This window comes from Streptomyces sp. NPDC050704 (assembly GCF_040654355.1).
GTDB lineage: Bacteria > Actinomycetota > Actinomycetes > Streptomycetales > Streptomycetaceae > Streptomyces.
The window spans coordinates 1-10,405 of record NZ_JBFAHW010000203.1 but is presented as its reverse complement, the minus strand read 5'-3'; the positions used below and the strand labels follow the sequence as shown (position 1 = coordinate 10,405).

At 70.1% G+C, this 10,405-nt stretch carries 9 protein-coding genes and 2 pseudogenes; 4 read left to right on the top strand and 7 right to left on the bottom strand.

What is annotated here, in order from left to right:
- The 4 genes and pseudogenes from AB0I18_RS50225 to AB0I18_RS50210 form a co-directional block, all read left to right on the top strand.
- A pseudogene (locus AB0I18_RS50225) lies at positions 1-318 on the top strand (DNA recombination/repair protein RecA); the annotation flags it as partial.
- Between the two features lie 4 nt (positions 319-322).
- Positions 323-1,279, top strand: coding sequence for a recombination regulator RecX (gene recX / locus AB0I18_RS50220; protein WP_363112563.1), 957 nt, complete (start codon positions 323-325; stop codon positions 1,277-1,279).
- 303 nt (positions 1,280-1,582) lie between these two features.
- Positions 1,583-2,458, top strand: coding sequence for a helix-turn-helix domain-containing protein (locus AB0I18_RS50215; protein ID WP_363112562.1), 876 nt, complete (start codon positions 1,583-1,585; stop codon positions 2,456-2,458).
- Positions 2,455-4,986: an FtsX-like permease family protein gene (locus tag AB0I18_RS50210; RefSeq protein WP_363112561.1), complete on the top strand. Its 2,532-nt coding sequence runs from the start codon at positions 2,455-2,457 to the stop codon at positions 4,984-4,986. Before AB0I18_RS50215 ends, AB0I18_RS50210 begins: the two co-directional genes overlap by 4 nt.
- 102 nt (positions 4,987-5,088) lie before the next feature.
- Here AB0I18_RS50210 and AB0I18_RS50205 read toward each other — a convergent pair whose 3' ends face one another.
- From AB0I18_RS50205 to AB0I18_RS50175, 7 genes and pseudogenes are all read right to left on the bottom strand, one after another.
- Positions 5,089-5,625, bottom strand: coding sequence for a cysteine dioxygenase (locus tag AB0I18_RS50205; RefSeq protein WP_363112560.1), 537 nt, complete (start codon positions 5,623-5,625; stop codon positions 5,089-5,091).
- Positions 5,626-5,704: 79 nt separating this feature from the next.
- The gene (locus AB0I18_RS50200) at positions 5,705-5,857 is read right to left on the bottom strand and encodes a putative leader peptide (RefSeq protein WP_363112559.1); all 153 of its coding nucleotides are present in this window, start codon (positions 5,855-5,857) and stop codon (positions 5,705-5,707) included.
- Positions 5,858-5,859: 2 nt separating this feature from the next.
- Positions 5,860-7,455 (bottom strand): FAD-dependent monooxygenase, encoded by a 1,596-nt coding sequence (locus AB0I18_RS50195; RefSeq protein WP_363112558.1) that lies wholly within the window; start codon positions 7,453-7,455, stop codon positions 5,860-5,862.
- Positions 7,456-7,645: 190 nt separating this feature from the next.
- Complete coding sequence (locus tag AB0I18_RS50190; protein WP_363112557.1) at positions 7,646-8,560, bottom strand: amino acid ABC transporter permease; 915 nt, start codon at positions 8,558-8,560, stop codon at positions 7,646-7,648.
- Positions 8,557-9,222, bottom strand: coding sequence for an amino acid ABC transporter permease (locus AB0I18_RS50185; RefSeq protein WP_363112556.1), 666 nt, complete (start codon positions 9,220-9,222; stop codon positions 8,557-8,559). The genes AB0I18_RS50190 and AB0I18_RS50185 overlap by 4 nt, the downstream gene beginning before the upstream one ends.
- Positions 9,223-9,311: 89 nt before the next feature.
- The gene (locus tag AB0I18_RS50180; protein ID WP_363112555.1) at positions 9,312-10,163 is read right to left on the bottom strand and encodes a glutamate ABC transporter substrate-binding protein; all 852 of its coding nucleotides are present in this window, start codon (positions 10,161-10,163) and stop codon (positions 9,312-9,314) included.
- Positions 10,164-10,222: 59 nt separating this feature from the next.
- Positions 10,223-10,405: pseudogene (locus AB0I18_RS50175) on the bottom strand (amino acid ABC transporter ATP-binding protein); the annotation flags it as partial.

Genomic DNA, 10,405 nt, shown 5'->3' with positions numbered 1-10,405 from the left:
CGCGAGGGCGGCCTGATCGACATGGGCGTGGAGAACGGCTTCGTCCGCAAGGCCGGCGCCTGGTACACGTACGAGGGCGACCAGCTCGGCCAGGGCAAGGAGAACGCGCGCAACTTCCTCAAGGACAACCCCGACCTCGCCAACGAGATCGAGAAGAAGATCCTGGAGAAGCTGGGCGTCGGTGTGAAGCCGGAGAAGCCGACTGCCGAGCCGGGCGCGGACGCGGCGGTCTCGGCCGCTCCGGACGAGGTCGCGAAGACGGTCCCCGCTCCCGCGGCCAAGACCGTCAAGCCCAAGGCCGCGGCGGCCAAGAGCTAAGTCCGTGACACGACGAACCGACTGGGCCGATTACGTCCACCCCGCCGCCTCGGAAGGGCAGGGGCGCGGGGGCGACATCGATCCCACCGGAGACAAGGACCGGGAATACGGCGGTGACGGGCCGTACGGCACCGGGGTGGTCTGGGGCGCCGACGGGGCGTACGGCGAGTCGGAGGGCGACGGGCGACCGGACGGCCGACCGCGCCGTGGTGACGATTCGTACCGCGGCGACGGTTCGCAGGACGCCGACGGCTCGCCGAGTGGCGGTTCGCGTCGTGGCGCCGGTCGGCGTGGCGACGGTGGCGGACCGTACGGGGATGACGGGACGCCGGGCGGCGGCGCCCCGCGCGGTGGTGGCCGTGGCGGACGGAGCCGCGGTCGACGGCGCGGCTTCGGCGAGTCGTCCGGCGACCCACAGGACGGAGGCCCCCCTTCCTCGTCGAGGGCCGAGAAGGGGGAGCCCCCAGGGGACCCGGTTGAGCGGGCGCGGGCAATCTGTCTGCGCCTGCTCACCGGGACCCCGCGCACGCGGAAACAGCTCGCGGACGCACTGCGCAAGCGCGAGATCCCGGACGACGTGGCGGACGCGGTGCTGTCCCGCTTCGAAGAGGTCGGACTGATCAACGACAGTGCCTTCGCGGACGCCTGGGTGGAGTCCCGGCACCACGGCCGGGGCCTGGCCCGGCGCGCGCTCGCGCGGGAGCTGCGGACCAAGGGCGTGGATTCCGCGCTGATCGACGAGGCCGTCGGACAGCTCGACTCCGAGCAGGAAGAGACGACCGCGCGCGAGCTCGTTGCCCGCAAGCTGCGCTCCACGCGCGGCCTCGACCGCGACAAGCGGATACGGCGCCTCGCGGGCATGCTCGCCCGCAAGGGCTACTCCGAGGGCATGGCCCTCAGACTGGTCCGGGAGGCGCTCGAGGAAGAGGGCGAGGACACGGAGTTCCTCGGCGACGAGTGACGTCCTCGCCGGGACAAGGTTCTCGTCCTGGGCGGGGCCCGACTCACCTCTGAGGGGTTGAGGCGGCTCCGGGCCTTGGACACGGTGGACGCGCGGGGGCGCCCATCGCGTTCGGGGCCCGGGCCGGGGCGCCATCACCAGGGAATCCCGGTCCCGGTGAGCGACAACTTCCCATCGCGGAGCTTCCGTTCCATGGAGCTTCCGTTGCCGTGACTGCCACGACCGGAGGTGGGGCTAACCCCCCACCCAAGAGGCCGGACCACCGCAGTGCACAGGTACCTGTGCACAGGCGACTGTGTACGCATGGCACAGGAACCCGGAGCAACCGACTCCGCGGACGTGGAACGCACCTTTCCCGACATCGAAGGGGCGGGACGCGCCCCCGGCGAGCCCACGGAAGCGGCGCACGCAGCCAACAGGCCGGCGAAGGCAGGGAGTTCCTCCACACAGCCCTCGGCAACGGAGGAGGACACCACCGCCCCGTCGCCACCCACGGGTACTCCCACCGACCTTCCCGGTCTCCCCGAGACCCGCCTCGCCCCGGCGGGCCACTCCGACACCCACGCCGCTCCCATCGAGCTTTCCGACCTCGCCGCACTCAAAGCGCTCGCGCAGCCCCGGCGGCAGCGGATGTTGCAGCACCTCACCGTGCACGGTCCCGCCACGTCGGCGACGCTCGCGCGGGCCCTCGGGCTCAACACGGGGGCCACCAGCTACCACCTGCGCGAGCTCGCCCGGTACGGGTTTGTCGAGGAGACCGGGGACGCCGGACACGGCCGCGAACGCTGGTGGCGAGCCATCCCAGGAGATCGCCGTTTCCCGCCGCGCAGTCGCCAGAGCCCCGAAATGCGGCTCGTCATGGACGACTTGAACCACCACGCGTACGCCGCCGACCTCGAACTCTTCGAGCAGCTCCAGCGGGACGCGGCGGACGGCCCATGGGCCGACGCCTTCCCGTACTCACGCGGCACGGTCCGCCTGACGCTGCCCGAACTCCGCGAGTTCTTCGAGGAGTACATCGCGCTCCTCAACCGCTACAAGCGCCCCGAGACCGACACCCCGGCCGGCGCGCGCACCGTGCTCACCCGGTTCCTCGCGTTCCCCACGCAGACCGACCCCCAGGCCGACTCCGCGCGTGACTCCGCGCCCGACAACGGAAGAGAGACCGGGACCTCATGATGCTGCGCTATGCCCTGCGGACCGTCCGGCACCGCAAAGGCGGCTTCCTCGGCGCCTTCCTCGCCTTGATGTGCGCGGCCGCCCTCATCACCGCCTGCGGCACCCTCCTCGAAACCGGTCTGCGCGGCACCATAGCCACCGAGCGCTACGCCGCCACCCCCGTAGTGGTCTCCGCCGACCAGAACGTCCACCAGACCATCGTCAAGCAGAAGAAGGGCAAGACGAAGACCAAGCACAAGGCCAAGCCGATCGCCGAGCGGGCCTGGCTGCCGGAAACCCTCGGCACGAGGCTCGGTGAAGTCCCCGGTGCCGATCACGTCATCCCCGAACTGACCTTCCTCGCCGAACCGTTGACGCCCACCGGAACAGGCGACCGGACCCCCTACGGGCACGCCTGGGACTCCGCGGCCCTCACCCCGTACACCCTCACCAACGGGACCCCGCCCCAGGCATCGAGCGACCTGGTCGTCGACCGCTTCCTTGCCGACCGGGCCCACCTCAAGCCCGGCGACCGCCTCACCGTCCAGTCCACCCAGAGCCCGCGTACTTACCGCATCACCGGCATCGCGGTGCCTGCCGGCGACGGCATACGCCACCAGACCTCGCTCTTCTTCTCCGCCGAGGAAGCCCGGAGGCTGGCCGCGCACCCCGGCCAGGTCACGGCCTTCGGCGTCGTCCCGGCCAAGGGCACGGACCCGGCCACCCTCAAAGGGTCCGTGGCCAAGGCACTGCACGGCACCACCGCGCAGATCAGCGCGGGCGACGAGCGAGGCCCCGTCGAGTTCCTCGACGCAGCCGCCGCACGCGTCAAGCTCGTCAGCATGGGCGGCGCGATGGGCGGTACGTCCCTGCTCGTCGCCGTACTCGTGGTGGTCGGCACGTTCGCACTCTCCGTACAGCAGCGCCACCGCGAACTCGCCCTGCTGCGCGCCATCGCCGCCACACCAGGACAGGTCCGCAAACTCCTCGGCCGGGAGGCACTGCTCGTCGGGGCGGCCGCCGGAGTCGCCGGATCGCTCGCGGGGCTGCCATTGGGCGGCTGGCTGCACGGCAGGTTCGTCGCCATGGGTGCCGTGCCGGCCACTCTTCAGCACACAGCCGGCGTGTTCCCGGTGTTCGCCGCGGTCGCCGCCACCCTGTTCGGTGCCTGGGCGGCAGCCCGTGTCTCCTCCCGCCGCATCGCCCGTATCCGCCCGGCCGAGGCGCTCGCCGAGGCCAGGACCGAGCGCACCCGGCCGGCGTGGGGACGTATTCTCGCCGGGCTCGTGCTGCTCGCCGGCGGCGTGGTCCTCGTCGCTCTGCTCAGCGTCCTGCGCACCGAGCCGGCCTCGACTCCCGTGACGTTCCTGGCCGTTGTCGTCCTCGCCTCGGCGGTCGCGCTGCTCGGCCCGCTCCTGGTGCGGGCGGCCGCGGCGATCCTGGGCACTCCGCTGCGGCTCAGCGGACCGGGCGGGAAGCTCGCCGCCGCCAACCTGCGCGGCAACGCCGCCCGCATGGCCTCCGTCGTCACCCCGCTCACTCTCCTCATCGGTATGACCTGCACCGTCCTCTTCGTCCAGCCGACCCTGGGTGACGCCGCCCGCTCCCAGGCCCGCGAGGGCATCCGCGCGGACTGGGTCCTCGCCGCACAGGGCCCCGGCGTCCCGGCGCAGGCCGCACAGCAGCTGCGTACGGACCAGGACGTCGCCACCGAAGTCGTCCGCACGACCGTCCGCGTCGGGCTCGACAAGTACGCGGCACAGGGCGTCACACCCGCCGGCCTCATCCGCACCTGGGACCCCGACGTCACCGCGGGCTCCCTCGCGAAGCTCACGAACGACACCGTCGCCGTCAGCGAACTCGCCGCGGACCAGCTCCACTTGAAGCCCGGCAGCAGGCTCAAGCTCACCTTGGGCGACGGCACGCCCGCCACCCTCACCGTCGCCGCGGTCTACGCCAAGGGTCTCGGCTTCGGCGACCTCACCATGGCCCACGACCTGGTCGCTCGCCACGTAGACAATCCACTGGCGGCGACGGTCCTCGTTTCCACCCCCCGTTCACAGGAAGAACTCTCGGCCGCTGTCCGGAAGTTCCCGGGTGTCCGAGTTGTCTCGCCGGCCACCGCCGACTCGCTGCAAGCCGAGCGACAGCAGGCGAACGCCGAGGTCAACTATCTCGCCATGGGGCTCGTCCTGGCCTTCACCGCCATCGCAGTCGGCAACACGCTCGCCATGTCGGTCTCCGAGCGCGTCCGCGAGTTCGCCATGCTCCGGCTCGCCGGCGCCACCCGCCGCCAGGTGCTGCGGATGCTGCGGACCGAGGCGCTGTCGGTCCTGCTCCTGGCCACGGCCCTCGGCAGCGGCATCGCGCTCGCCGTCCTCACGGCCTTCAGCGTGGGCATGACCGGCAGAGCGGCTCCGGCGATCACACCTCTGGTGTACGTCGCGGTGGTCGCGGGGGCCGGACTGATCGCCCTCGTCGCCTCCGCGTTGCCGGGGCGCGTGGCCCTCAAAGGCCGCCCTGTCACGGTGGCAACGGCCAGGGAGTGAGGGGCGAGGAGTAAGGGGCGGTACGCAATAGTGAGGGCCCCTTACACGGCGAATTCGAGGGGCCCCACCACTACATATGCCCACCCGCGGGCCGTTCAGCGCTCACTGCCAGTCTTCCGGGCGCTCGACCTGCTCAAGGCGCAGGATCTGGCCGCTGCGGCTGTAGCGGCGGATCCGCGGCAGGGGCGGGTAGTAGGCGTGGACGGAGACGGCGTGCGCCTCGGTGGACTCGTTGAGCACCTCGTGCACATGGTGCCGGCCGAAGGCGCGGCCCTTGCCGGTCGGCAACCGCCGCTCCTGGTCGAAGTCCTCGGAGAGTTCCAGGGTCTTCCAGCCGTCGCTGGGCAGCCGTGCGGTGAGCGAGTTCTCCTTGAGCTCGCCCGCCGCGGTGAGGAAGGCGCCGACCGACTCGGCGTGGTCGTGCCAGCCGGTGCCCGTGCCGGGCGGCCAGCCGATGAGCCAGGCCTCGCTGCCGCCGGGACCTTCGAGGCGTACCCACGTACGGCCCTCGGGATCGAGCGGAAGCGAGGCGATCAGCTCTGCGTCGGCGGCCGTGCGCCGGACGAAGGCGAGCAGGTCCGCCTGGGTGGGAGTGTGCGCCGGAGCGGAGAGACCGGATACAGAGGGTGACACAGACACGGGTACCGTCCTGATGAGCGTTCGCGGGGAGCGCGCGGCTGCACTCGGGCGGCGCGCTCGGGGAATAGGTGATGCGAATTCAGCAGGACGGTCGACACACGCAGCCCGCATAGCGGACCAGGTCCATATGGACCCTCCGCCACAGGCGCACACAGGTGTCGTTCACGATCCGGAGTACACCATGACGGTGCAGACCGGTCAACTCAGTGTCACCGTACGGACAGAAGGGCATGTTCAGGACGAGTTCGCCGTGGCCTCCGCCGTGACTCGGGGCCCGCCGAGAGCCGCCTCCGCCGCCTCGTACAGGTCCGCCGGACGCACCCCGCTCAACGCCGTGACCAGGTGTCCGTCCGGGCGGATCAGCAGCACCGTGTGCGCGGCCGCTCCCGGGTAGCTCTCGGCGACCAGCAGCTCGGCGTGGTGCGGCAGCGCCGTCACGGCGGCCGCGAGCCGCGGCATGATCCCGGCCGTCACCCAGTGCTTCCGCTCCCACACCCCGGTCCCCGGCGCGATCAGCAGCACGAGAAGCGCCCCGCGACCCAGCCGCTCCCGCAGTCGTACGAAGGAACCGTCCTCCGCCGTCACCCGCACGTCGACGACCTGAGCACCCACCGCGGTGTCGACCTCCACCGACGACTCGGCGCGTGGAGGCGCGAGCGGCGAATCGGCGTACGCCCCCGGCGTACCCAGCGGGCCGCGCCCCAGGTGGCCGTCCGTGAGTAACGTGTCATGGCCGCGAGCGGACCCGGGCAGGGCGGACCGCAGGCCGCCTGCGCGCAGTACCGGCAATACCTGGTCGGCGGCGCGCAGCCGGGCGGCGACGACCGCGCGCCGCTCCACCTGGTAGCTGTCGAGCAGTGCCTCGTGCGGGCCGTGGTGCCAGGCGAGGGCCAGCTTCCACGCGAGGTTGTCGGCATCGCGCAGGCCCTCGTCCAGGCCCTGCGCGCCGAGTGCGCCCAGCAGATGAGCGGCGTCGCCCGCGAGGAAGACGCGGCCGGCCCGCCACCGCCGGGCCAGCCGGTGGTGGACGATGTGGACTCCGGTGTCGAGCAGTTCGTACGGCGGAGTGGAGCCACCACTCCAGCCCGCGAGGGTCTCGCGGATGCGCGCCACCAGCAGATCGGGCGTGACCAGGTCCTTGCCAGGCGGCAGCAGCCAGTCCAGGCGCCACACGTCGTCGGCGAGAGGACGCGCGGTCACCTCTCCGGCCGAGGGGCCCGACGTCCGCCACGGCGGCATCCGGTGCAACAACGCCTCACCGGCCCACGGAAGTTCCGTACGCAGCGCGGCGACGGCGTGTCGCTCCACGGCCGTACGTCCTGGGAAGCGGATGTCCTGGAGCTTGCGCACCGTCGAGCGCGGCCCGTCGCAGCCGACCAGGTAGCTGCCGCGCCACCACGTGCCCTTGGGGCCGCGGGTGTGCGCCGTGACCCCCGCCGTCTCCTGCTCGATCGAGTCGAGGCGGCTCTCCAAGGCGACCTTGACCAGGCGCTCGGCCGCGATCGCCTCCCTCAGGGCGGCGGTCAGCACGTGCTGGGGAAGATGCGACGGCGAGGGCTCGTCGTCGCCGAACGTGATCTGCCGCATCACCTGCTTGCGCCGCATCGACCGCCATCCGGCCCAACGGAACCCGGCCTCGGTGAGCGGGAAGCCCGTCAGCCGCTCGACCAGTGCGGCGGTGTCCTCGCGCAGTACGACGGTTCGCGCGGGCCGCTGTTCGTCGGTGCCGGGGCCTTCGTCCAGAACGACGGAGGGGACTTCCTGACGCGCGAGCGCCAGGGCGAGCGTGAGTCCGACGGGCCCCGCTCCGACGATGATCACCGGGTCCACGGCGTGGCGCCCCCTGCCCGGAGCGGTGTCCTGAGTGTCTTACCGGGAGTGACAGGTGGAGCGGGGTGCACGATCACAGAACGTATGCAACCCACTGCCGGTGCTTGCGTCAAGTGACGGAGGCAGTGGCGACCACGCCACTGCCTCCGGTTGCTCACATCTCGTCAGTTCTTCGGTGTGCGCGGGCCGTTCACGGACCCTTCTTGTCGACGTCGTGGGTGACGTCCACGTGTTCACCGGGTGCGCTGAGCTCTGCGACCGCGTCCGCCCCGAGTACCGCGCCGGTGGACTTCTTGCCGCGGCGCAGGCGGCCCTCCAGCCAGCTCGCGAAGCTCGTGAGGGCGAAGTTGAGCGCGATGAAGATTGCGGCTACCACCGTGAAGCTGGCGATGGTGTTGCCGTAGTAGCCGATCATCGAGCTGGTCGACGCGAGCAGCTCGGGGAAGGTGAGGACGGCGCCGCCGAGCGCCGTGTCCTTCACGATCACCACGAGCTGGCTGACGATCGCCGGCAGCATCGCCGTGACCGCCTGCGGCAGCAGGATGAACCGCATGACCTGGTTCTTGCGCAGGCCGACGGCCATCGCGGCCTCGGACTGTCCCTTGGGCAGCGACAGGATTCCGGCCCGGACGATCTCGGCGAGGACCGAGGCGTTGTAGAGCACCAGGCCGGTGACGACCGCGTACAGCGGGCGGTCGTCCGTGCTGACGTTCGTGTACTCGGAGAACAGGGCGAGGCCGAAGATCATGAGAACCAGCACAGGGATGGCCCGGAAGAACTCCACCACGGCGCCGGCCGGGACACGCACCCAGGCGTGGTCGGACAGTCGGGCGATACCCAGGACCGCGCCGAGCGGCAGCGCGATGACCATGGAGAGTGCCGCGGCCTTGAGGGTGTTCTGCAGACCCGGCCAGAGGTACGTGTTCCAGGCTTCGGTTCCAGTGAGGAAGGGCTTCCACAGCGCCCACTGGAGCTGGCCCTTCTCGTCGAGCTTGCTGTACATCCACCACAGCACCGCGGCGAGGGCGGCGAAGAACACCACGGAGAACACGATGTTCCGCCGCTTGGCCCGCGGCCCCTGGGCGTCATAGAGGACCGAACTCATCGCTTCACCGCCACCTTCTTGCTCAGCCAGCCGAAGAACAGACCGGTCGGCAGCGTCAGACACACGAATCCGAACGCGAAGACCGCGGAGATCGCGATGAGCTGCGCCTCGTTCTCGATCATCTCCTTCATCAGCAGTGCCGCCTCGGCGACGCCGATCGCGGCGGCCACCGTGGTGTTCTTCGTCAACGCGATCAGGACGTTCGCCAGCGGGCCGACGACCGAGCGGAACGCCTGCGGCAGCACGACCAGCGTCAGCACCTGCGTGAAGTTCAGGCCGATGGCGCGCGCCGCCTCGGCCTGGCCGACGGGCACCGTGTTGATGCCGGACCGCAGCGCCTCACACACGAACGCTGCGGTGTACATGATCAGACCGAGCACCGCGAGCCGGAAATTGGTGGTGTTGGTCTGATCCGAGCCGAGGGAGATCCCGAACGTCTGGTTGAGGCCGAGTGACGTGAACAGAATGATCACGGTGAGCGGGATGTTCCGCACGATGTTGACGTAGGCGGTACCGAAACCGCGCATCAGAGGCACCGGGCCGACGCGCATGGCGGCCAGCAGCGTTCCCCAGATCAGGGAGCCGACGGCGGAGAGGACGGTCAACTGCACCGTCGTCCAGAAGGCTTCCCACAGGTCGTAACCTTCAAGAAAGTCGAACACGATCTCCCGCGCTTCCGCGTGTGGGGAGGGGCCGTCCTGACTGGTGCGCCGCCCCGGAGGACGGCGCACCAGTCAGGTCAGGTCCCGCTTCACTTGACGATGTTGCCGATCTTCGGGGCGGGCTCGTTCTTGTATCCCGCCGGACCGAGGTTGTCCGCCACGGCCTTGTCCCAGGCCTTGTCGGCGACCATCTTCTCGAGAGCGGTGTTGATCTTGGCCGTGAGGTCGCTGCCGGTCTTGACGCCGATGCCGTAGTTCTCGTTGGTCATCTTGAAGCCGCCGAGCTTGAACTTGCCCTTGAAGTTCGGCTGCGAGGCGTAACCGGCGAGGATCGAGTCATCCGTGGTGAGCGCGTCGATGGCGCCGCTCTGCACACCGGTCAGGCATGCCGAGTACGTCGGGTACTCCTGCAGCTGGGCCTTGGGGGCGAGCTTGTCCTTGACGTTCTGCGCCGAGGTCGAGCCCGTCACCGAACACAGCTTCTTGCTGTTGAGGTCCTCCGGCGTCTTGATCGAGTCGTCGTCGGAGCGGATCAGGACGTCCTGGTGGGCCAGGAGGTACGGGCCGGCGAAGTCGACCTTCGCGTCGCGCTCGTCGTTGATCGAGTAAGAGGCGGCGATGAAGTCGACGTCACCACGCTGGAGCATGGTCTCGCGGTCGGCGCTCTTCGCCTCTTTCCACTGGATCTGGTCTTCGCTGTAGCCGAGTTCCTTGGCTACGTACGTCGCGACGTCGACGTCGAAGCCCTCGTATCCGTTCGGCGTCTTCTGGCCGATGCCCGGCTGGTCGAACTTGATGCCGATCGAGATCTGCTTCTTGTCGCCGGAGCCGGAACCGGTGTCAGCACTGTCGCTGTCCTTGTCGTCCGAGCCGCACGCCGTGGCCGTGAGGGCGAGCACGAGGACGGCGGCCGAGGCGGCGGTGACCTTGCGGAGCTTCATGGTGAACATCCTTTGCGTGGTGAAGATGTGCGAAGCGTCGGTGCGGGTGACGCGGGTCGTCAGTGGTGCAGGATCTTCGAAAGGAAGTCCTTCGCCCGGTCGCTGCGCGGGTTGCTGAAGAACTGGTCCGGCACAGCCTCTTCGACAATGCGGCCGTCGGCCATGAAGACGACGCGGTTGGCGGCCGAACGGGCGAAGCCCATCTCATGTGTGACGACGACCATCGTCATACCGTCACGCGC